This window comes from Mesorhizobium sp. CO1-1-7 (assembly GCF_020164885.1).
Classification (GTDB): domain Bacteria; phylum Pseudomonadota; class Alphaproteobacteria; order Rhizobiales; family Rhizobiaceae; genus Mesorhizobium; species Mesorhizobium australicum.
Genome location: NZ_JAIUHA010000013.1, coordinates 135121 through 157780 on the forward strand (window position 1 = coordinate 135121; position 22660 = coordinate 157780).

Sequence of the window (22660 nt, forward strand, 5' to 3'; positions counted from 1 at the left end):
TCACTGATAGGAAACCAGCGTTGCACCATTTTCATGGCTGAAATCTGGCTTCACGCCAAGCATGGCCGCTGAACGCCTGATGATATTGCCGGCCATAACCCCAGCATTGTTGGCGGCGACGTCGGTCATCCCAGGCTTTTCCGGATGCGGGGCGTCGGCGATCGTGAACACCAGATATTGCGGATCGTCCATCGGGAAGGCGGCGACGAAGGTGTTGAAATTCAACTCCTTCGAGTAACGGCCGTTGATGACCTTCTCGGCCGTTCCGGTCTTGCCGCCAACGCGGTAGCCGGGAACGCGGGCGTTTCTGGCCGAGCCCTTTTCGGCGTTGAGCGTGTAGAGGTAGCGCATGCCCTCGACGGTTTTGTCGGCGACCACTTTCTTGGCTGCCGCCATCGCGTCCTGCTGGCTGCGGACCAGGAATGTCGGCTCCATCAGGAAGCCGCCATTGACCAGCGCCGCGCAGCCGACAGCCGCCTGCAGCGGCGTCGTCGACACGCCATGGCCGAAGGCGATGGTGAACGAGTTGACCTGCTTCCAGACTTTCGGCTCGGTCGGGCGGGCGACTTCGGGCAGTTCGGTCTGCATCTTCTCCAGAATGCCGAGGCGGTGCAGGAATTCGCGGTGCGCCTCGATGCCGACCAGCTCTGCCTCCCTGGCCGATCCGATGTTGGACGAATAGAGGAACACCTCCGGCAACGACAGCACACGGTTCTTGCCGTGGAAATCGTGAATGGCCTGGTGGCCGACGCGGATTGGATGCGAAGCGTCGAAGCGGCTCGACATCGTCGCCTTGCCGGAATCGAGCGCCATGGCAGAGGTGAAGCTTTTGAACGTCGAGCCCATTTCATAGAGCCCCGCCGACATCCGGTTGAGCCGGTCCTTGTCCTGCGCATTGTAGGGATTGTTCGGATCGAAATCCGGCACCGAGGCCATGGCCACCACTTCGCCGGTCTTGACGTTGAGCACGACCGCGCCTGCGCCCATGGCGCGATAGCGTTCCAGGCCGGCGGCGATCTCGTCGCGCACCACATGCTGGACGCGCAGGTCGATCGAAAGCTTCACCGGCCTGAGATCCTTCGCCACCGCCAGGCCCGACGCCTGCAGGTCGCTCAGGCCCTGCTCATCGATATATTTCTCCATGCCGGAAATGCCCTGGTTGTCGATGTTGGTCAGACCGACAACGTAGGACGAGGTTTCGCCGCTTGGATAGAAACGGCGCTTTTCGGTGCGGAAGCCAAAACCGGGAATGCCGAGCTGCATGATGTCGGCCTGCTGCTTGGGCGTCAGCTGCCGCTGCAGCCAGACGAAGCCGGCGCCGCTCTTCAGCTTGTGATAGGTCTGCTCGTAGTCGATTTCGGGCAGCACCGTCGACAGCTTCTCGATCGCCTCGTCGGCATCGACGATGCGGCGCGGTTCGGCGAACAGCGACGCCGTCTTGATGTCGGTGGCCAGCACTTCGCCGTTGCGGTCGACAATGTCGGGCCGCGAGGCGGTCACCCGGCTCTGCGGCCCGCCCGACAGGTCGGGTGTCTGGAAACCGAGATAGACCAGCCGCCCCGATATCGTCGAGAAGATGCCGAAGAACACCGCCATCGTCATCACGATGCGCGCCTTGCCCTTGCCGCCTGTCGCCTTGCGGGCGCCTTCGACCACGATCGATCTGTCCTCGCCCGTCCTGGCGCGCCTTACCGACGCGAAGCGCTTCAGCAGTTTGCCGATCATTGGGCGATGTCTCCGGTCACGACGGGATCCTTGTCGCCTGAAGGCGCCTTATCGGAATTGTCGGCCATCGCGCCCTGGCGCCCGTTCAGGATGTCCTGGATATCGAGGGCCTTGGCCGGCAGGTCGCCCAGGCCCACGATCTGGCGGGCACTGACCGGCTCCAGCGCGAGCTGCGATTTATAGAGTTCGGCCAGCTTCTGCAGGCGCGACGGCTGGGTGAGCAGGCTCCAGTCGGCCTTGAGCAGGTCGATCGTATCCTCCTCGTAGCGAATCTCGGCATGGATCTTCTGCACGGCCGCCAACTGGTCCTCGGCCTCGCGCTTGGCCTTGTAGGTCAGGGCCGCCGCCGAAACCATGACGGCGATCAGGACAATGTCGCTGGTACGAAACACGTGCTTACCTCTCCCCCGGCCGGTCGATGCCGGGAAGCTTTGGAAGGCCGAAAATCGAAAAATCGTCGCCGCGCGCCGGAGCCTCGGTGCGGATCGCGGCACGCAGCCTGGCCGAGCGGGCGCGCGGGTTGGCTGCAATCTCGGCGTCGCCTGCGGTCACCCCGCCACCAGCCTTGCGGAATGTCGCGGTGCGCGCCTGCGCCTCCGGCATGTGGCGCGAGCCGGTCATGGCGTCGGCGCGGTCGGCGATGAAGCGCTTGACGATGCGGTCTTCCAGCGAATGGAACGTCACCACGGCGAGCCGTCCACCGGGCTTCAGCGTGCGTTCGGCCGCGAACAGCGCCCTGGCCAGTTCGCCGAGCTCGTCATTGACGAAGATGCGCAGCGCCTGGAAGACGCGGGTCGCCGGATGGATCTTGTCCTTCGGCGCGCGTCCAATATGCGTTTCGATCGCATCGGCGAGTTCGAGCGTGCGCTCGAATGGGCGTTTTTCCCGGCGCGCCTCGATCATGCGGGCGATGCGGCCGGCGTGACGCTCTTCGCCGAGGAAGCCGAAGATGCGGGCAAGGTCGCCCGGCTTGAAACTGTTGACGACATCGGCAGCACTCAGGCCCGCCTGCGCCATGCGCATGTCGAGCGGTCCGTCGTTGCGGAAGGAAAAGCCGCGCTCGGCCTGGTCGAGCTGCATGGAGGAAACGCCGATGTCGAGCACGACGCCATCGACGCTTTCGACGTGCTCGTCGAGCGTCGAGAACGGCGCCTGCACCAGCTTCAGCCGGCCGCCGGATTGCGCCTCAAGGTCGCGGCCGGCCGCGATGGCATCCGGATCGCGATCGATGGCGACAACGGACGCGCCGGTCGCCAGTATCGCCTTGGTATAGCCGCCGGCGCCGAACGTGCCGTCGATGACGATGTCGCCCTCCGCCGGCGCCAGCGCTTCCAGCACTTCGCCAAGGAGCACCGGAATGTGGCGGACCGATCCGCCAACGGCGTTGATATCATCGCCGTGGCCCACCGTCATTCCGGTCGCTCCCCAGCCTTGGCCTCGTGAGTCTTCGTGCCCTGCCGAAGCTGCAAAAGCCTGGCCCGCGCCTGCGCGCCGTAGGTCGCAAGCCGTCCCGGCTCCCAGATCTGAAAGAAATTGCCGCGCCCGACAAAGGCCACCTCCGCGGAAATGCCGGCATGTTCGCGAATGAAATCGGTCATGGTGATGCGGCCGTCCTGGTCGAGTTTCAGGAACGCTCCGTCGCCATGGCAGAAGAACGACATGTCGTCCGCAGCCTGCAGGAACGGGTCTTCCCGCGCGATGCGTTGCTCGTAGCGATCGAGCAGATCGAGCCCGCCGACATCCATCGCCGGCAGATCCAGGCACCGCAGTGCATAGAGTTCCGAATAGCCGCGCTTCTGCACCACGGCACGGAAATGCGCCGGAACGGACACCCGCCCCTTCGCATCGATCCTGCTCACCGTGTTCGACAGAAACCGGTCCATCACACGTTGCAGCCGCCTGCGCGGCCGCACCCCTCTTCATCGTGTCGCACGCGCCACCGCAGCGCTGCGTCTGCCCCGCACCAACCTCGTCCACACGGGCAAAAAACGGCAAACGCGCAGCCGCCGCGGCTGCCCGATTGGCGTACGCTTTACCCTGACGCGGAACGAAGGCTTTGATGTCGAAATGGGATATCATGGGGCACTATGGGCGTCAACGGGAATAGGCTTCACAAACATGCGCATCACGGCGACGAGAAGGCTTTGACGGCACGTCTCGTATTTATCGATCATTAAGCCTAACGAACCGTTTAGAGCCGCGCTGGTCCAACTGGAGGCGCCTTGCCGCGAGCCGCGGCCCGGCATAGCGTCTCCCCATCTCACCGATCGCCAAGGGATTTGAAACTCGATGTCTGAAACTGCCAAATCGCGCGCCGCGGCCCTTCCCCATTTGCGTCGCAGCGGGTTTGCCATGGGCGATTCCATTCCCCTGCCACTGACCATGGCCGCCATCTTCCATGCACCGGGCGATGCCACCGGCTTCAATCAGTATGGCCGCTTCAGCAACCCCACCTGGGATGCCGTCGAACACATGTTGTCTCATTTGGAAGATGCGCCCTGCGTCGGTTTTCCCTCGGGGATGGCAGCGATCTCGGCGGCATTCTTTGCCGTGCTCAAGGCCGGCGACCATGTCCTGCTGCCTTCGGACGGTTATCACACGACCAGGGCGCTGGCTGATCGCTTCCTGAAACCGCTCGGCGTCTCCTACGATGTCCGGCCGACGTCGACTTTCCTCGACGGCGGTTTTGCGGGCTACCGCCTGGCCTTCGTCGAAACGCCGGCCAATCCGGGGCTGGACATCTGCGATATCGCCGCTGTCGCCGAAGCCGTCCACAAGGCCGGCGCGCTGCTGGTGGTCGACAACACGACGATGACGCCCTTCGGCCAGCGTCCTCTCGATCACGGCGCCGATATCGTTGTCGCCGCCGACACCAAGGCACCCAATGGCCATTCCGACGTGCTGTTCGGACATGTTGCCAGCCGCAATGCGGATATCATCGCCGCCGTGACCGGCTGGCGCGAGGTCTCGGGCAGCATCCCCGGGCCGTTCGAAGCCTGGCTGGTGCATCGCGGCCTGGAAACATTGGATGTGCGCTTCGACCGCATGTGTTCGTCGGCGGAAGTGATCGCGCGGCGCCTGCAAGGCCATCGGGCGATCAACGGCCTGCGCTATCCCGGCCTCGAAGGCGATCCCTCGCACAATCTTGCCCGCGCCCAGATGGAGCGCTTCGGCTTCCTCATCTCCTTCGAACTCGCTTCCGAGCAGAAAGCCGAGGATTTCATCAACAATTGCGACCTGATGCAGGCCGCAACCTCCTTCGGCGGCGTCCACACCTCGGCCGAGCGGCGCTTGAAGCGAGGCGACGCGGTTCCGGCTGGCTTCGTTCGCCTATCGGTCGGTTGTGAGCCCGTGGAAGAACTCTGGAAGGCGATCGAGGCCTCGCTGGACAGGATCAGCGACTGACAAATCGACCACGAGCGGGTCAGCGTCTGATGGAATCGCTGAACCGCCCTAACTCCTTGTTTTACGCAATTACGCGATTCCGCAAAGCACTAGCGCTTCTCCTGGATTGCTTAGGAGCCGAGGTCATTGGCTTCGATGTTACGACGACCATGCAGCACGCGAAGAACTTCGATCGCATCACCGCCGACCCGGTACAAGGTGAGATATTCGCCGACAATCAGATGGCGGATACCCGGCGCAATGTCGTCGCGTGGCGCACCTGAGAAGGGATAAGTCGACAATTGCCGCCATCTTGCCGCTAAACGATCAAGCAACCGGTCCGCTGCTGCCTCGTTGTTGCCCGCAATATGAAAGCCAGATCGCAACCAAATCCTCTTCCGCACGAGCGCTGCGGTCGATTGGCAGCAACTTCATGCCGCGTCGTCAGATCGCAAACGCCTGCGGGCCTCCGCCTTGATTTCGTCCATCGAGGCAAACCGACCAGGCCCGCTGTCGATCCCCTGCTGCACCAGCTTGCGCAGTTCCTCAACCGTGTAGCCCATCAGGTCGCGGCGGTCCTTCCATTGCCTCAACGCATCGCGGATCACCTCGCTCGCCGAGGCGTATTCTCCAGCCGCGACCACATCGTCGACCGCCTGAGCCAATTCCGGCGAAAGCGTGATGCTGCGTTTGTCGACCTGACCCATGATAGGCTCCTGATGATGAGCCGTGACGGTACGATTTAATCGCACCAATTTCAAGAAAGTCGGCGGATATCTCTGTCTTGCGGCGGGGCAAATCAGCGCCATGCGTTGAATCAGAAGCTGCGCCCATGGGCGTAACCTTCTGGCACCAAAGGCTTTATCCCAAATGTCGTGGAGAGGAACTGCCAGCTGGCCTGTAAGCCGGGTTTTGTATGGCCCTCGCCCCTTGCGAGGCGAGAACGTGGCGGCCATTCATCTTGGGCGCATGTTGCCATGCGCCTCACGCAACCTACCCGGACGGTGGGCCGGAAACAGCCCTCGAGGGTTCCCCCTCGCACCGCCCCTATTCGGTCTTGCTCCCGGTGGGGTTTACCGTGCCGCTCCTGTTGCCAGTCGCGCGGTGGGCTCTTACCCCACCCTTTCACCCTTACCCCGACAAAGTCGTGGCGGTTTGCTTTCTGTGGCACTTTCCCTGGGGTCGCCCCCGCCGGCCATTAACCGGCACCGTGTTTCCATGGAGCCCGGACTTTCCTCACCCGCGGCCTTTCGGCGTTTGCGGGTGCGGCCGCCCGGCCAGCTGGCAGGGCGTATAAAGGGGTTCACACCGCAAAACGCAACCGAAAAAGCCGTCGTGCCCGGTTCTTGTCAAGCCGGTGCGCCGACAGCCGCCAACTGGACCTTGACCTTGCTGCAATAGGCCGCCGAAACCGGGTTCATGCGGGTGGCGCCATGGCCGGCATTGTATTTCAGGATGGTGCCGCAGGTCGTGCCGCCGCCGAGGTCGCGCGCCATGGCGAGGTACTTCATGCCGTATTTGATGTTGGTGTCGGGATCGAACAGGCCCTTGGCCGACCCGCTGTAACCCATCATGCGCGCGGTTGCCGGCTTGATCTGCATCAGCCCGATCTCGCCGGCGCCGCCGACCATGTTCGGCCGGTAGTTGCTTTCGATCTTGATCACGGCCTGGGCCAGCGACACCGGAACCCCGTAGGTGGCCGCGTAGCGGCCGACAATCGCGGAATACTGGCCACCGCTCGTCACCGCTGCGGTCGCCGCAGCGACGTTGCCGAGACCGATCGATGCCGTCGTCGTCATGTCCACGGTTTTGCGGCCGCGCTTTGTCTGCCTCCTGGCGGAGGATTTCCCTGCCCCAGTCTTACTTGCCTTGGTCCCACTTGCCTTGGCCCAGCTTGCCTTTTCCACTTTCGCGGAAACCTGCTTCGTCGTCTTGTTGCTTTTGGCCGAAATGGCCTTGCCTTTGGCGGATGCCGCGACGAGGCCCTGGTCGGCCCGTGGGCTTAACGGCGCGGCGTCGGCCGCACTGAAGGCAAAACTCATTACCCCGGCAGCAAGAGCTGCCGTTAAAACGGTCAATTTCTGCATGTGATCCTGTTCTGTTGGGGCCGCGCGAAGATCTTCGCGGGGCATCGCTTGATCAATATCGGAACACCCGGGGGGATGGACGTCCGACAAACTGTACGGAACGCCCTTTGAAGTCCGATTTGGCGCCAATGAAGGCGAGGCAAGTCACTTTCAGTGACAGTTTGTAACTTTATGACCAGCGAGGATTACTTGGACCCGCTCTTGACCTGACGTCAATTCCTCGCGGAAGCAAGCAGTTTCTGCAGCGTGCGCATCGTCGAGCCGTCGGCGATTCCGTCGATCCGGCGCGGTCGAAAATGCCGTTGAAAGGCCTCAACGACAATTCGTGTCCGGTCGTCGAAGATGCCCGATATCTCGACGCCATAGCCATAAAGCGACAGCATCGACTGCAGCGTCTCCACATCGGCACCGCGGTCACCGGACTTCAGCGCGGCTCCGCGCCTGACGGGAGCGGCCGGCACGAGATGACCGACACCGGCCTTAAACAGCGCGGCCCATGGGAACTTCTCGCCGGGATCGATCTTGCGCCCCGGCGCCACGTCGGAGTGCGCCAACACCCGCTGGGGAGTGATCGCGTGCCGCGTGACAATCCCTCTGCACAGCTCGATGACCGCCGTGATCTGACGTTGCGGAAAGCCGGGATAGCCCAGTGAATGGCCGGGATTGACGATTTCGATGCCGATCGAGCAGGAATTGATGTCGGTGCGTCCGAACCAGGAACTCTGGCCGGCGTGCCACGCGCGATCGCTTTCCCGCACCATCTGCACGACGTGACCATTCTCATGGACGAGATAATGCGACGAGACTTCACTCGCCGGATCGCACAGCCAGGCTTCGGCCGCGGCCCCGGTGGCCATGCCCGTGTAGTGCAGCACAATCATGTCGGGCTTCTGCGCGTCGCGCCTTGGCCCGAAATTCGGCGATACCCTGACCTCGGCGCTTGGCTCGTCGGGCAGGAAGCCGCTCATGCGTGCCGCAGGCCCCGCTCGATCATCTCGTAGGCGGCGTTGATCGCCGCGACCCTGGTCGTCGCGATCTTGATGAATTCCTGCGGCAGCCCGCGCGCGATCAGCCGATCCGGGTGGTTGTCCGACACCAGCTTGCGATAGCGTTTCCTGACCTCCTCGAACGGCTTGCCCCGCTCGATGCCGAGGACGACATAGGGGTCGCCGGCACCAAGATTGACGTGCCGCGCCATGATCGATTCGTAATGCGTCTCGTCAATGCGGAAGATCTCGGCGATACGGTGCAGGAAGATGCCTTCGCGCTCATGCACCAACCCATCGGCCTTGGCGATGTGGAACAGGCCATCGAGTATGTCTTCCAGCATCACGCAATTGGAGTGCCCGGAGCCGCAGAGCTGCGCCATGCGCTCGGCATAGGTCTCGAAACCGGCCACATCCCGCTGGGCCAGATCGAACAGCCGCGCGACGTTGCGCGTCTCCTTCGGCGGCACTTCGAAAATTTCCTGGAAGGCGCGCACCTCATCCTGGGTGACGATACCGTCGGCCTTGGCCATCTTGGCCGACAGCGCGATCATCGCCACCGAGAAGGCGACGCGGCGGCGCAGGTCGGCATCGCCGGAGAAAACCGTGCGCACAGCTTCAACCACGTCGGCGACGCCTGACGTGGTTGAAGACGAAACCCGCGTGATGAAGTCGCCGAGGCGGTCCCAAATCGACATGGCCAGCTTCATAGAGCCAACCGGTCCCCGCTATCAAGCCAATAACGGCCACTCTCTATCGGGTCCGTGGCCACCGACGATCCACGGTCCCGAGCGCGGTCTCCACGAGAAAGGCCGGCATGAAGCCGGCCTTCCTCCCAAGACACCTACTGCTTACAAACTACTGCGCGGGCGCAGGAGCGGGCGTTGCCGGAGCCGGCTCGGCAGGCTTGGTCGAATTATCGGCCGGGGCCGCGGGCTTCATCGGCTGCTCGGCAGCCGGCGGATTGGTGCTCTGCGTGGTGGTGTTGTCAGTGCCTGTGCCACTGTCGCTGCAGGCGGCAACGCCCAGCAGGGCCAGGGCGGACACCGAAGCAAGAATGAGCTTTTTCATTACGTCTCTCCTTCAACACACGTTCACGTTGCGGTGAACGGTCGAAGGAGAAATGCCCCGGACGGCCATGGGTTTCATAACGTTGCGTTTCCGCCTGTAACATCAATGGCATGCAGGCGACATTGCTGCCGGCGCTTGGGCGCTTTAACAACGATAACGAAAACGAATACCGGAGACAGCCGCATGACCGCGAAATGGGATTTCTGGATCGATCGCGGCGGCACCTTCACCGATATTATCGGCCGTGACCCGCAAGGCGGGCTGCATCCGCGCAAATTGCTGTCGGAGAATCCTGAGGCCTATGCCGATGCGGCCATTCAGGGCATCCGCGACCTGCTCGACCTTGAACCGGCCGCCGCGATCCCGTCCAGCCTGATCGGCGACATCAAGATGGGCACGACCGTGGCCACCAATGCCCTCCTGGAGCGCAAGGGCGACCGCGTGTTGTTGCTCATCACCAAGGGGTTTCGCGATGCGTTAGGGATTGCGTACCAGGCGCGACCGGACATCTTCGCCAAGGAGATCATCCTTCCCGAACAGCTCTATGAGCGCGTCATCGAGGTCGACGAGCGTGTGCTCGCCGACGGCCGCGTCGAACGGCTGCTCGACATATCAGCCTGCCGGCCGGCCATAGAACAAGCGAAAGCCGATGGCATCGATGCGGTGGCGATCGTCTTCATGCACGCCTGGAAATATCCCGATCACGAGAAGGCCGTGGCCAAGGTCTGCCGCAAGCTTGGTTTCGGACAGGTCTCGGTCAGCCACGAGGTCTCGCCGCTGATCAAGCTGGTCGGCCGCGGCGACACCGCGGTGGTCGACGCCTATCTGTCGCCGATCCTGTCGCGCTATGTGCAAAGGGTGGCGGGAGAACTGGGGGTGGCGGGAGAACCGGGTGCGGCGGGAAAAAACAACGAATCCCCTCGCCTGATGTTCATGATGTCTTCTGGCGGGCTCACCGCCGCCGACATGTTCCAGGGCAAGGACGCATTGCTGTCGGGCCCGGCCGGCGGCGTGGTCGGCATGGTCGAGACGGCGAAGCTCGCCGGTTTCGACAAGGTCATCGGCTTCGACATGGGCGGCACGTCCACCGACGTCGCCCACTATGACGGCGAGTATGAACGGGCCTTCGACACCGAAGTCGCCGGTGTGCGCGTCCGCGCGCCGATGATGCGCATCCACACGGTCGCCGCCGGCGGCGGCTCGATCCTGCACTACGAGGCCGGGCGTTTCCGCGTCGGACCGGACTCCGCGGGCGCCAATCCCGGCCCCGCCGCCTACCGGCGCGGCGGCCCGCTGGCGGTGACCGATGCCAATGTGATGCTCGGCAAGCTGCAGCCCGACTTCTTCCCGTCGATCTTCGGTTCCGGCCAGGACGCGCCGCTCGACGCGCAAACCGTACGTGCGAAATTCGCGGCACTTGCCGCTGAGATCGGCGATGGCCGGCCGCCCGAATCGGTCGCCGAGGGCTTCGTCACCATCGCGGTCGAGAACATGGCCAATGCGATCAAGAAGATTTCCGTGCAGCGCGGCTACGACGTCACCGAATACCTCCTGAACTGCTTCGGCGGCGCCGGCGGACAGCACGCGTGCCTGGTCGCGGACGCGCTTGGCATGGAGGCCGTGCTGATCCATCCCTTCTCCGGCCTGCTTTCGGCCTATGGCATCGGCTTGGCCTCGGTGTTCGCCTCGCGCCAGCAGGCGTTGCTCAAGCCGCTCGCCGAAGAGTCCAGAACGGAGATTGGCGGCCTCATCGCCACCTTGAAAAAGGCCGTTATCGCGGAGCTGGCGGCGCAAGGCATCGCCGAGGACGTGGTTGCCACCAGGCCGGTACTGCACATTCGCTATGACGGCACCGACACGACGCTGCCGGTAAATTTTGAGAACGACTCGATTTTCCAGGCAAAGCGCGATTTCGAAATCGCCCACAAAGCGCAATTCGGTTTCGTCTATGACGACAAGCCGATGATGGTCGAGACCGTCGGCGTCGAAGGCACCGAAACCGGCCAGACCAGCGCCGAGGCCCCTGCGCCTGCCGGACCGGCAAGGGTCCATCCAGCCGCTTCCGAGACCCGGCGTATCTACACGGAAGGCCGGTGGCATGAAGCTGGCGTCTACCGTCGCGAGACCCTCGGTCCGTCCAATCTGGTCGTCGGCCCCGCCTTGATCATCGAGCCGAACCAGACCATCGTCGTCGAGCCGGGCTGGCGGGCCGAAATCACCAACCTCAATCACGTCGTCATTCGTCGCACGGAAAAGAAGACGCGCGCCGCTGCCCTGGGCACGCAAGCCGATCCGGTGATGCTCGAAGTCTTCAACAATCTCTTCATGTCGATCGCCGAGCAGATGGGCGTGACGCTGCAGAACACCGCCTATTCCGTCAACATCAAGGAAAGGCTGGATTTTTCCTGCGCTGTCTTCGACCACACCGGGGCGCTGGTTGCCAATGCGCCGCACATGCCGGTGCATCTCGGCTCCATGGACCGTTCGGTCGAAACCATTATCCGGCTCAACTCCGGCGACATCCATCCCGGCGACGTCTTTGCCTTGAATGCCCCCTATAATGGCGGCACGCATCTGCCCGACATCACCGTGGTGACACCGGTGTTCGACGACATCAGGAAAAACATCCTCTTCTGGGCGGCCTCGCGCGGCCACCATGCCGACATTGGCGGCACCGCCCCGGGCTCGATGACGCCGCTCGCCACCACGGTCGACGAGGAAGGCGTTCTGTTCGACAATTTCCGCATCGTCGACCGCGGAAAATTCCGCGAGACGGAGCTGCATACGCTGCTCACCGACCATCGCTACCCCGCCCGCAATCCGCACCAGAACATCGCCGATCTCAAGGCACAGATTGCCGCCAACGAGAAGGGTGTCGCCGAACTGCGCAAGATGGTCTCCCATTTCGGGCTTGATGTCGTCGAGGCCTATATGGGCCATGTCCAGGACAATGCCGCCGAGAGCGTGCGCCGGGTGCTGGAGCGGCTACCGGACACGTCGGAATATGAGTATCCGACCGATACCGGCCAGGTCATCAAGGTGAAGATCACGGTCGATCGCCAAAAGCGCGAGGCGACCGTCGACTTCACCGGCACGTCGCCTGTCATGAAGAACAATTTCAACGCCCCTGAGCCGGTGGCGCGCGCGGCCGTGCTCTACGCCTTCCGCGTCATGGTCGAGGACATGATCCCGATGAATGCCGGCTGCCTCAGGCCGATCAACATCGTCATTCCCGACGGCTGCATGCTGAAGCCCGCCTATCCTGCCGCCGTCGTCGCCGGCAATGTCGAGACCTCGCAGCACGTAACCAATGCGCTGTTCGGCGCCATGGGCGCGATGGCCAATGCGCAGGGCACGATGAACAACCTGACTTTCGGCAACAAGAAGTACCAATATTACGAGACCATCTGTTCCGGCTCGCCGGCCGGCCATATGAACTCCGGCCGCGGCTTTGCCGGCACCTCCGGCGTGCACACCCATATGACCAATTCGCGCCTAACCGATCCGGAGGTGCTTGAACTGCGCTTTCCCGTGGTGCTGGAGGATTTTCACATCCGCGAAGGCTCGGGCGGCAAGGGCAAATGGAACGCCGGCGACGGCACCAAACGCACCATCCGCTTCCTCGAGAAAATGGAATGCGCGATTCTGTCCTCGCACCGCAACCGCCCGCCACGGGGGCTGGATGGCGGCGGCGACGGCGAAGTCGGCTCGACCAAGGTCCGCCGCAACGACGGCACGGTCGACGTGCTGAAGGCCTGCGACCAGACCGTTCTCGACGCTGGCGAGGCCGTCATCGTGACGACGCCGACGCCGGGCGGGTTTGGCAAGCTGTAAGAGAGACGTCAACAGGCTGTCACCGGCCTGTCATGACCCTGCGGTACCCGCTTGCGGCAAAGCAAATGGGGAATCACTTTGCCATGACGGACGTCTCCTCGGACCTGGTTTTTCGCCGCGGCAAGGAAGTTGGAAAAGCCGTCTACCAGAACCGCCCGCTTTCGAAAGCTGGCATTTCCGAGCGGCTGTTCGCCTTCCTGTTTTCCGGCCTTGTCTATCCGCAGATCTGGGAAGATCCTGACGTCGACATGGACGCGATGCAACTTGGCCAGGGTCATCGCGTCGTCACCATCGCTTCCGGCGGCTGCAACATCCTGGCCTACCTTACCCGTTCGCCGGCACGGATCGACGCTGTCGACCTCAACGCCGCTCACATCGCGCTGAACCGCATGAAGCTTGAGGCAGTCCGCCATCTGCCTTCGCAGAGCGACCTGTTCCGCTTCTTCGGCGCCGCCGACACCAGCCACAATTCGGAAGCCTACGACCGTTTCATCGCGCCGCATCTCGACCCGGTCAGCCGCCACTATTGGGAACACCGCAACTGGCGCGGCCGCCGGCGTATTGGTGTCTTCGACCGCAATTTCTACCAGACCGGCCTGCTCGGCCTGTTCATCGCCATGGGCCACCGCACGGCGAAATTGTTCGGCGTCAACCCGGCCCGCATGATGGAAGCCAGGAATATCGGCGAACAGCGCCGCTTCTTCAACGAGGAGCTGGCGCCGGTCTTCGACAGGAAGCTTCTGAAATGGGCGACCTCGCGAAAAGCCTCGCTGTTCGGTCTCGGCATTCCGCCGGCGCAGTATGATTCGCTGATCACCTCCGGCGACGGCACCATGGCCAGCGTGCTTAAGGCCCGCTTGGAAAAGCTTGCCTGCGACTTCCCCTTGGAAAACAATTACTTCGCCTGGCAGGCCTTTGCTCGCCGCTACCCGGAACCAGGCGAGGCCGCCCTGCCCGCCTATCTGGAAAAGCACAATTACGAGACCATCCGCGGCAATGTCGACCGCGTCGCCATCCATCACGCCAACCTGATCGAATTCCTCGCCGGCAAGGATGCCGGCGCCGTCGACCGCTTCATCCTGCTCGACGCGCAGGACTGGATGACCGATGACCAGCTCAATGCACTGTGGTCGGAAATCACCCGCTCCGCCTCCACTGGGGCGCGCGTCATTTTCCGCACCGCTGCCGAGCCCAGCCTGCTGCCGGGCCGCGTTTCCACCTCGCTTCTCGACCAGTGGGATTACCAGAACGAGGCCTCGCGCGAATTCTCGGCCCGCGACCGCTCGGCCATCTATGGCGGCTTCCACCTCTATGTGAAGCGCGCCGCATGAGCACGACGGAGCTGCCGGCCAGCCACGCCGAACTGATGGACGGCGTCTACCGCTGGCAGCGCCACATCTACGACCTGACCCGCAAATACTACCTTCTCGGCCGCGACAAGCTGATATCGGGACTGAACGTGCCATCGGGCGGCACCGTGCTTGAACTCGGCTGCGGCACCGGCCGCAACATCATCCTCGCCGCCCGCGCCTATCCAGACGCGCGCTTCTTCGGCCTCGATATTTCGGCCGAAATGCTGGAGACGGCAGGCGCCGCGGTTGCCCGCGAAGGCCTCTCTGATCGCGTCATGCTGGCAAGGGGCGATGCCACGGATTTCAACCCGAAGGCGCTGTTTGGCCAAGGCAGCTTCGACCGCGTCTTCGTATCCTATTCGCTGTCGATGATCCCGGGCTGGGAGAAGACGGTATCGGCAGCACTTGCCGCGCTGGCCCCGATGGGCTCGCTGCACGTCGTCGATTTCGGCCAGCAGGAAGGTCTGCCAGGCTGGTTCCGTACCTTGCTGCGCGGCTGGCTGAAAAAATTCCACGTCACGCCGCGTGAATCCCTGCGCGACGTTCTGGAATCGGAAGCCGAGCGAACCGGCGCAACCTTCCGTTTCCGCACGCTTTATCACGGTTATTCCTGGCTGGCTGTGATCAAGCTCGGCACCTGACATCGCAGACAAAACAGCCGTAGAACCCGGCGCGCTTTCGCCATCGGCGGCCCAACGCTCCAATTCGAAGGTCAATCCGGTGAACGCGATCAGCAGGGTTCGCCCTTCGCGATTGCAGAATGACCCAAAGGGTGGTACACTATCTCCATGCTGGAGATAGAAAGTGATCGTCGGGTTTCGGGACGGATGGCTGCGAGCCTTTTTCGTGGAAGACATCCATTCCCGCAACATTCCGTCCGATCTTGAAGGCCGGTTGTTCCGCAAGCTCCAGATGATCGATGACGCGACGACCGATCAGGATTTGCGCGTACCGCCGAGCAATCACTTCGAAAAGTTGCGTGGTAGTCTCGATGGCTTCCACTCAATCCGCGTCAACAACCAATGGCGGCTGATCTTTCGGTGGAATGGCGGCCGTGGTGAAGCGTCGGATATCCATCTCGACGATCATAGCTACAGATGAGACGACACATGTTGATGACCACACGCAAGCCGGCAACGGTGGGTGAAATCCTCACGGAAGAATTTATGCAACCACTTGGCCTGACACAGGCTGCTTTGGCGGAAGCGATGGGGGTTCAGCGCAAGCATGTCAACGAATTGTGCAACGACCGCCGCAACGTGACGGCCGCGACCGCGCTCATTCTGGCGCGGGTCTTTGGCAACAGCCCGGATTTCTGGCTCAACGTGCAGCGCCGCAGCGATCTTTGGCAGGTCATGAATTCACCCGAGGAGCGGGCGCGGATTGATCGCGCCAAGCCTTTGGCGACCGCGGCCTAGAAGAAACTCTACAGCAACCGACTGCCGCTTAATGCAGCGCCTTCACGAGCGCTCCCACCATTGCTTGCGGGCGGTAGTTGAACTTGGCCGGCGTTAGCCCGAGCCGCACCACCACCAATTGCTCAGACGGAATGATGGCGACGGTCTGTCCGTCATGGCCCTCCATCCAGTAAGTGTCCTTCGGCAGCCCGGCCGCGACGCCGGCGCCGGGGTTTTCCTCGTCGCCCGGCGCTTCGATCCATAACTGGCCCTTGCCGTAGACCTTCGAGGCGGATGCCGGCTCGCGCATCCATTCCACGAAGCCGGCCGGCAGGATTTGGTTGCCGTTCCATACACCGCCCTGCAGCAGGAACTGGCCGAAGCGGGCCCAGTCATGCGCTGTGGCGTAGAGATAGGACGAGCCGACGAAAGTGCCCTGCTCATCGGTCTCGAGCACCGCGCTACGCATGCCGAGCGGCTCGAACAGCGCCATGCGCGGCCACGTCAATGCCTTGGCCTTGTCGCCGATCGCGTCCTGCCAGAAGCGCGACAGCATCACCGCCGTGCCACTCGAATAGGAAAACGTCTTGCCGACCTCACCGGTGAGGGTTTTGGTTGCGGCAAAGCCCGCCATGTCAGGTTCGAGATAGAGCATGCGCGTGACGTCGGCGACGTCGCCATAATCCTCGTTGAACTCCAGCCCGCTCGACATCGCCATCATGTCGGCAAGGCTGATCGCGGCGCGGCCGTCGGCCTTCCACGGCGTGAACAGGCCCTTGTTGTCGACCGTCATCTTCCCATCTTTGACCAGCGTGCCGACGATAGCGGCATTCACTGTCTTGGTCATCGACCAGCCGAGCAGCGGCGTCTTGGCCGAAAAACCGTCGCCGTAGCGTTCGGCGACGACGCGGCCGTTCTTGATCACCACGATCGCGCGCATACCGGTGCCGGCCAGCGCGGCGTCCCCGACAATCTTCGAGACCTCGGGCTTCTGCGAGGCATCGACCCGCTCGCCCTCGGGCCACAGCGCGTCCTGATTGGTCGGCGATGGCGAGGCATGGATTGCCGTGCGCCGCGCCTTGCCGACATCGCCGTCGGGGACGGAGGCGCAGCCCAGCCCGTCGCGGGCAACCGCCTCGCTCTTGCCGAGGAAGCCGAGCAGGCCGGCCGAAACCGTCCCCCGGTTCTTGTCGACCGAAACCCGCATCAAGCGCAGCAGCGGGTGGCCCGGCGCCTGCACGTCGACTGCCAGCACCTCGTTGGCATCGCGCCCGGCGATGAAGACGTTGGAGCAGACGATCTTGGCCGAATAGCCCGAGCCGACGCGGATCAGTTCCGGCGGCGCGATATAGAGCCAGGCAAACAGCGCGGCGATAGCCAGCACGATCAGGCCAAGCAGCCATTTGACGATCTTGACGACGAACCGCATCCATTGCCTCCCAGGCATTCGCCTGACGCTTATGTCATCGAATTGCCGCCATTGCTTCCGCAAAATCGGGCCTCTTGTCGAGCGCCATAAACCAGATATCAACCATGATCGGCGATCACAGGGATGCATGTCGCCTAAAAGCGCTCAGCGGTTTTGGGACACGACATGCATGAAAAACGAATATGCCAGGCGATGCGTGGGGCGATCGCCTGGAGAGGGCCAGACCAGCTTCGGCCATCAGTGCACAGACCCATCAGCGACCGGCTGATTCCGGCTTGGAAGTTGCGATGCGCCGTCTTGCGGCCCTTTTCATGCTGACGCTGCTCGGCGCCTGCTCGACCGTGGACGATCTCTCGCCGCTGTCGCCGTCCGCGTCGAGCAGTCCGACGGTGGCCGTGCGCGCGCCGCGCTTTGCCGATTCAAAGCCGCATGAGTGGGACAGCGGTGCGCCGTGGAATTATGCCGTCCATGGTACCGACGTCTCCAAATACCAGACCTCGGTCGATTGGCCGGCGGCCAAGGCCAGCGGCATCTCCTTCGCCTTCATCAAGGCAACGGAAGGCGGCGATCGTTTCGATGAGTATTTCAGCGAGCACTGGGCGCGCACGAAAGCCAACGGGATTCCACGCGCGGCCTATCACTTCTTCTATTTCTGCACGCCGGCAGCCACCCAGGCGCGCTGGTTCATCCAGAATGTCCCCGCCGACCGCTCCGCCATGCCGCCGGTTCTCGACATGGAATGGAACCCGAACTCGCCGACCTGCCGGCTGCGCCCCGACGCCGCCACGGTGCGCGCGGAGATGACGACCTTCCTCGAAATCGTCGAGCGGCATTACGGCAAGAAGCCGATCATCTACACCTCGGTCGACTTCTTCGACGACAATGAACTGTCGACCTTCCGCGGCTATCCCTACTGGCTGCGCTCGGTCGCCGGACACCCGCGCGAGAAATATGGCAGCCACCCTTTCACCTTCTGGCAGTACACCGGAACCGGCATCGTTCCCGGCATGACCGGCAAGTCCGACATCAACGTCTTCAACGGCTCCGAATCCGCCTGGAACAAGTGGCTGCGGCAGAACACGCGCTGACGCCGTGGCAACGGCAGCAAGCCGCGGGAATAGTGATTGCGACAGATCAGCCGTTGACACCGGGCCTGCCGCCTGCTTTCGACACAGCCAGCGCTAAAGAGTGCAACCGCTGGTAATTCAGGGCGTTGCGCTTTCAGGCACGACAATGCCCTCTCGTTTCGAAAGGAAGCTGATGCGACTGCGTTCCCAAGCCCTCGCGGCGCTGTTCTTGTGCGCCACGGCCTTGCCAGCGATGGCGCAGGAATGCGGCGGCGATTTCGAAACCTGGAAGCAGGGTGTGGCGGCGGAAGCCAAGGCTGCCGGTGTCGGCGCGGTCGGTCTTGATGCGCTGGAGGACGCCAGGATCGACGAGAGGGCTCTGGCGCGCGACCGTGCGCAGGGCGTCTTCACGCAGACCTTCGTCCAGTTTTCCAACCGCATGATCTCGGCTTACCGGCTGAAGCAAGGTGCGGCGAACATGAAGAAATACGCCGACATCTTCGCCCGCGCCGACCAGCAGTTCGGCGTCCAGGCCCCCGTCATCACCGCTTTCTGGGCGCTTGAAACGGATTTCGGCGCCGTGCAGGGCGATTTCCATACGCTGAGCGCATTGGCGACGCTGTCGCATGACTGCCGCCGCCCGCAGCTTTTCCGCCAGCAACTGGTGCCGCTCCTGGAACTGATCGATCGCGGCGTGCTGCCGGCCGACGTCACCGGCGCCTGGGCCGGCGAGATCGGCCAGACGCAGATTCTCCCGTCCGACTATCTTGCGCGCGGCATCGATGGCGACGGCGACGGCAAGATCGATCTGCGCGGCTCCGTGCCCGACGTGATCATGACCACGGGCAACAAGGTGCTGTCGCGCGGCTGGAAACGGGACGAACCCTGGATCCAGGAAGTGCGTGTGCCCGAAGAGATGCCGTGGGACCAGACCGGGCGCACCAACAAATTGCCGCTGACACAGTGGGCGCAGTGGGGCGTCACCAACCCCGACGGCTCGCCGCTGGCCGACAAGGGGCTGAAGGCCGGCCTGGCGCTGCCCATGGGCCGCAAGGGCCCGGCCTTCCTCACCTACGAGAATTTCGACGTTTATCTCGAATGGAACCAGTCCTTCACCTACGCGCTGACGGCGGCAAACCTCGCCGCGCGGCTGGCGGGCGCGCCGCCGCTCGACCCGCGCAATCCCGAGCCCGGCCTCACCAATGAGCAGATGAAAGAACTGCAGACCAAGCTCGAGGCCAGGGGCTACGACGTCGGCACCGTCGACGGCATTTTGGGCACCAACACCCGTGAAGCCATCCGCAAGGAACAGATGCGGTTGGGCCTGCCGGTGGATGGCTGGCCGACGCCGGAGCTGTTGGGAAAATTGTGAAGAGAGCGAGTAGTGAGTAGTGGGTAGGGGTAGGGGTAGTGGGTAGTGGTAGTGGGTAGTGGGTAGTGGGTAGTGGGTAGTGGGTAGTGGGTAGTGAGATATAGAGATTCCCTGCTGACTATCGACTACTCATGACTACTGACTACTCACCCCTTTTTTCCTAATCCGCCATCGTCTCCAAACTCGCGAACCCCACCGGCGCGTCGCCCTCGTCGAAGGGCGTCGTGACCTCGACGAAGGTGTCGGGATAGAAGCCGTTGAAGCGGGTTCTGAGCGACAGCGAGTAAGCGCCGATATGGCCGATCTCGATCCAGTCGCCGGTGTCGACGGTTTCCGGCAGCCAGAACGGCCGCGACAGGATGTCGACGGAATCGCAGGTCGCGCCGCAGACCTTGAACGGCACGATGTTCTTCTCATCGCCATTGCGCGTACGGATCGCCGGATCGGGAATGAACCGCGCCGGCAGCGTGATCTTGCCGGTCCACGAATCCGACAGCGACGCCCAGATACCGTCATTGATGTAGAGCCGCTTGCCCTTGCGCAACAGCACGCGCACGATCAGCGACAGGCAGCGCGCCACGATCACCCGGCCCGGCTCCGCCACCAGCGGTATCTGATCGAATTGGTACTCCTTCAGGTCGCCTGACAGCCGTGACATGATCTGGCCGAGCGACGGCATCTCGATCTGCTTGCGGTTGGGATCATGGCCATATTCGGCCGGAAAGCCGCCGCCGACGTCGAGCCCGGCAATGTCGAAGGTCAGCCGGTTGCGCACCCAGTCGGCCGAGGCCAACGCCCGCTCATAGGTGTCGGGATCCTCGATCTGGCTGCCGACATGGAAACACAGGCCGACCTTGTAGCCGGTGCGGTTCAGCCGCTCGGCGAGTTCGACCGCATAGGCAGGCCCGGCGCCGAATTTCTTGGATAGCTCGTAGGCGGCATGGCCCTTTGTCTGCACACGCACGAAGACGCTGACCGCGCCCGGGTCGATATCGAGCGCCCGCACCACACGGGTCAGCTTGGTGATCTCGTCCTCATGGTCGAGCGAGATGACGCGAATGCCGTATTTCTCCAAAGCCAGCTTGATGTCCGACTGCGCCTTGACGGGATGCATGTAGAGCATCTCCGCATCCGGCGAGACGGCGCGCACGGCGGCAAACTCGCCTGGTGAAGCGACGTCGAAGGCGGTGACGCCGGCCTCGACCAGCGTCTTCAGCACGATCTGCTCGCCATTGGTCTTGACCGCGTAGGCGGTCTTGCCGGGGAACATGCCCATGAACTGCTTCGCATCCGCCTTCAAGACCTGCGGGCGGAAGCAGTAGACCGGGTCGTCCGGACGAAGCGCCAGTGCCGCCTCGCTTGCATTCTCGAATCGCTGCATGGACGAATCCTCGACTTCAGCTCGCACAATTAATCCAAGCTAGCGGCTGGCGCATGACCCCGAAAGTTATTTCGACTTTCGGAAAGGATCATGCGCCAGGGATGAGCCTTGCAAGCGTCCTTTGCGCATCTCTGGAGGCGCGCGGCGCTGCAACGAAAACAATTCTGTGTCTCGTGCTCCTGACGGCACGGCACTGGCCTTTGCCGAAAGGCTTGGCTGCCGGTCGGGTTTCGGGTGGCCCTTGCCCCGGGACCAGATATGGCTTCCGCCTGTCGGCTGGCATTCCGGCTGTCTGGAGAGGATTCATATGGCAGTGACCGCTGTATCTGCGCCACGCGGACCGATGACGCTCAGGGACTGGGTGCAATTGCTGCTGCTCGGCGCCATCTGGGGCGGCTCGTTCTTCTTCGCCCGCATCGCGGTGGCGGAGCTTCAACCGCTGGTGCTGGTGCTGTTTCGCGTCGCCATCGCGGCGATAGCCCTGCAGCTCTATCTCGGCTTGCGCGGACCGTCCTTCCGCCTCGCTCTGCCGCATGCCGGCCTGTTCTTCCTGCTGGCCTTCACCAACAATGTCATCCCCTTCTCGCTGATCTTTGCCGGTCAAACCCAACTGGGGGCCGGCGTCGCTTCCGTCCTCAATGCCACGACGCCGTTCTGGACGCTGATCCTGGCCAACGCGTTGACACCAGATGAAAAGCTGTCCTGGAACAAGCTCGCCGGCATTGGGCTCGGTGTCGCCGGCACCGCTGTGATGATCGGTCCCGGCCTGCTGGCGGGGCTCGGCGGCCCTGTCTGGGCCAAATTCGCGCTGATCGGCGCCTCGCTGTCCTACGGTATCGCGCTGATGGTCGCCCGCCGTTTCAAGGGCGTGCCCTCGCCAGTCGTCGCCACCGGGCAATTGACGGCTTCGACCATCATCATGATCCCGGTGGTGCTCTTCGCCCATGGCCCGGCCGGCCTGTTCTCCGCCTCGGCGCCGGTGTGGGCGGCGGTGCTGGCGCTGGCGCTTCTTTCGACGGCCTTCGCCTACATCCTCTACTTCAACCTCGTCGCCTCGGCCGGCGCAACCAACGCCTCGCTGGTCACGCTGATCGTGCCGGCCAGCGCCATGCTGCTCGGCTTTCTTTTCCTGGGCGAGCGGCTGGAATTTTTCGAGATCGGCGGTGTGGTGCTGATCGGACTTGGTCTTCTGACAATCGACGGGCGAGTGTTCGGACGGCGTTAGAGCTCGGCGTGTGCAATCGCGAAAGTCGAAGGCGACTTTCGCGAGGGTAGCGCTGCCATGACACAGCATCGACACGCCACCGCCATAATTTATTCACAGGCATGAAGCGGGTTTTGCCAAGGAGTTTCAACGGCTAACGGCGAAACCGAAGTCGCAAAATCCACAATCACGTCGCAATGCAGCACATTTTCCGCTTGCCTGTGGCACAAATGAACCTAGACTCCAGGGCATAGCTCTTTAAGAGGAGGCTATGTCATGGGACTTACGAGGCCAATCAACGCATTGATGATTTGTGCTGCGTTTGCTTTCATCGGCGCCCTCATTATGGGCGTCCTTCCCTGAACCCGCCA

Annotated in this window: 21 protein-coding genes and 1 other RNA gene; 9 read left to right on the forward strand and 13 right to left on the reverse strand. The window is 63.0% G+C overall.

The window, feature by feature from the left end:
• The 4 genes from LB516_RS26125 to mraZ are packed head-to-tail and all read right to left on the reverse strand — an operon-like array spanning nt 1 to nt 3608.
• A complete protein-coding gene (locus LB516_RS26125) occupies nt 1-1725 on the reverse strand; it encodes a peptidoglycan D,D-transpeptidase FtsI family protein (RefSeq protein ID WP_224720628.1) in 1725 nt (574 codons plus the stop codon).
• Nucleotides 1722-2117 (reverse strand): hypothetical protein, encoded by a 396-nt coding sequence (locus tag LB516_RS26130; RefSeq protein WP_015317203.1) that lies wholly within the window; start codon nt 2115-2117, stop codon nt 1722-1724. Before LB516_RS26130 ends, LB516_RS26125 begins: the two co-directional genes overlap by 4 nt.
• A 4-nt stretch (nt 2118-2121) precedes the next feature.
• Nucleotides 2122-3138 (reverse strand): 16S rRNA (cytosine(1402)-N(4))-methyltransferase RsmH, encoded by a 1017-nt coding sequence (rsmH, locus tag LB516_RS26135; RefSeq protein ID WP_224720629.1) that lies wholly within the window; start codon nt 3136-3138, stop codon nt 2122-2124.
• A complete protein-coding gene (gene mraZ / locus LB516_RS26140) occupies nt 3135-3608 on the reverse strand; it encodes a division/cell wall cluster transcriptional repressor MraZ (RefSeq protein WP_140714571.1) in 474 nt (157 codons plus the stop codon). Before mraZ ends, rsmH begins: the two co-directional genes overlap by 4 nt.
• Before the next feature lie 406 nt (nt 3609-4014).
• Here mraZ and LB516_RS26145 point away from each other — a divergent pair, with 406 nt between their 5' ends.
• Nucleotides 4015-5130 (forward strand): cystathionine gamma-lyase, encoded by a 1116-nt coding sequence (locus LB516_RS26145; protein ID WP_140714569.1) that lies wholly within the window; start codon nt 4015-4017, stop codon nt 5128-5130.
• A 110-nt stretch (nt 5131-5240) separates the two neighbouring features.
• Here LB516_RS26145 and LB516_RS26150 read toward each other — a convergent pair whose 3' ends face one another.
• From LB516_RS26150 to LB516_RS26180, 7 genes are all read right to left on the reverse strand, one after another.
• Nucleotides 5241-5513 (reverse strand): type II toxin-antitoxin system RelE/ParE family toxin, encoded by a 273-nt coding sequence (locus LB516_RS26150; protein ID WP_224720630.1) that lies wholly within the window; start codon nt 5511-5513, stop codon nt 5241-5243.
• 27 nt (nt 5514-5540) lie between these two features.
• Complete coding sequence (locus tag LB516_RS26155) at nt 5541-5816, reverse strand: type II toxin-antitoxin system ParD family antitoxin (protein ID WP_015317198.1); 276 nt, start codon at nt 5814-5816, stop codon at nt 5541-5543.
• 178 nt (nt 5817-5994) lie between these two features.
• An RNA gene (rnpB, locus tag LB516_RS26160) (RNase P RNA component class A) lies at nt 5995-6394 on the reverse strand.
• Nucleotides 6395-6458: 64 nt separating this feature from the next.
• A complete protein-coding gene (locus LB516_RS26165) occupies nt 6459-7196 on the reverse strand; it encodes a lytic transglycosylase domain-containing protein (protein ID WP_224720631.1) in 738 nt (245 codons plus the stop codon).
• Between the two features lie 212 nt (nt 7197-7408).
• Nucleotides 7409-8164 (reverse strand): N-acetylmuramoyl-L-alanine amidase, encoded by a 756-nt coding sequence (locus tag LB516_RS26170; RefSeq protein ID WP_224720632.1) that lies wholly within the window; start codon nt 8162-8164, stop codon nt 7409-7411.
• On the reverse strand, nt 8161-8880 hold the full coding sequence (locus LB516_RS26175; RefSeq protein WP_041163805.1) for a J domain-containing protein: 720 nt from the start codon (nt 8878-8880) through the stop codon (nt 8161-8163). The genes LB516_RS26170 and LB516_RS26175 overlap by 4 nt, the downstream gene beginning before the upstream one ends.
• A gap of 160 nt (nt 8881-9040) precedes the next feature.
• The gene (locus tag LB516_RS26180; protein WP_015317194.1) at nt 9041-9253 is read right to left on the reverse strand and encodes a hypothetical protein; all 213 of its coding nucleotides are present in this window, start codon (nt 9251-9253) and stop codon (nt 9041-9043) included.
• A gap of 183 nt (nt 9254-9436) precedes the next feature.
• Between LB516_RS26180 and LB516_RS26185 the strand changes: the two genes are divergently transcribed.
• From LB516_RS26185 to LB516_RS26205, 5 genes are all read left to right on the forward strand, one after another.
• The gene (locus LB516_RS26185) at nt 9437-13087 is read left to right on the forward strand and encodes a hydantoinase B/oxoprolinase family protein (RefSeq protein WP_224720633.1); all 3651 of its coding nucleotides are present in this window, start codon (nt 9437-9439) and stop codon (nt 13085-13087) included.
• Nucleotides 13088-13119: 32 nt separating this feature from the next.
• Nucleotides 13120-14418: a DUF3419 family protein gene (locus tag LB516_RS26190; RefSeq protein WP_224683945.1), complete on the forward strand. Its 1299-nt coding sequence runs from the start codon at nt 13120-13122 to the stop codon at nt 14416-14418.
• Entirely contained in the window at nt 14415-15080 is a 666-nt protein-coding gene (locus LB516_RS26195) for a class I SAM-dependent methyltransferase (RefSeq protein WP_224683944.1), read from the forward strand. Before LB516_RS26190 ends, LB516_RS26195 begins: the two co-directional genes overlap by 4 nt.
• A 163-nt stretch (nt 15081-15243) precedes the next feature.
• Nucleotides 15244-15540, forward strand: a complete 297-nt coding sequence (locus LB516_RS26200; RefSeq protein WP_140615608.1) for a type II toxin-antitoxin system RelE/ParE family toxin — start codon at nt 15244-15246, stop codon at nt 15538-15540.
• Between the two features lie 8 nt (nt 15541-15548).
• On the forward strand, nt 15549-15857 hold the full coding sequence (locus LB516_RS26205) for a HigA family addiction module antitoxin (RefSeq protein WP_015317189.1): 309 nt from the start codon (nt 15549-15551) through the stop codon (nt 15855-15857).
• A 28-nt stretch (nt 15858-15885) separates the two neighbouring features.
• On the opposite strand, the gene LB516_RS26210 is transcribed toward LB516_RS26205, so the two are convergent.
• Nucleotides 15886-17265 (reverse strand): serine hydrolase domain-containing protein, encoded by a 1380-nt coding sequence (locus LB516_RS26210; RefSeq protein ID WP_224720634.1) that lies wholly within the window; start codon nt 17263-17265, stop codon nt 15886-15888.
• 287 nt (nt 17266-17552) lie between these two features.
• Here LB516_RS26210 and LB516_RS26215 point away from each other — a divergent pair, with 287 nt between their 5' ends.
• Entirely contained in the window at nt 17553-18353 is an 801-nt protein-coding gene (locus LB516_RS26215; RefSeq protein ID WP_140726076.1) for a GH25 family lysozyme, read from the forward strand.
• A gap of 172 nt (nt 18354-18525) precedes the next feature.
• A complete protein-coding gene (locus tag LB516_RS26220; RefSeq protein ID WP_224720635.1) occupies nt 18526-19704 on the forward strand; it encodes a lytic murein transglycosylase in 1179 nt (392 codons plus the stop codon).
• Nucleotides 19705-19864: 160 nt separating this feature from the next.
• Here LB516_RS26220 and LB516_RS26225 read toward each other — a convergent pair whose 3' ends face one another.
• Complete coding sequence (locus LB516_RS26225; RefSeq protein WP_140873314.1) at nt 19865-21085, reverse strand: alanine racemase; 1221 nt, start codon at nt 21083-21085, stop codon at nt 19865-19867.
• Between the two features lie 307 nt (nt 21086-21392).
• Between LB516_RS26225 and LB516_RS26230 the strand changes: the two genes are divergently transcribed.
• Entirely contained in the window at nt 21393-22310 is a 918-nt protein-coding gene (locus tag LB516_RS26230; RefSeq protein ID WP_224720636.1) for a DMT family transporter, read from the forward strand.
• Nucleotides 22311-22660 lie beyond the last annotated feature (350 nt).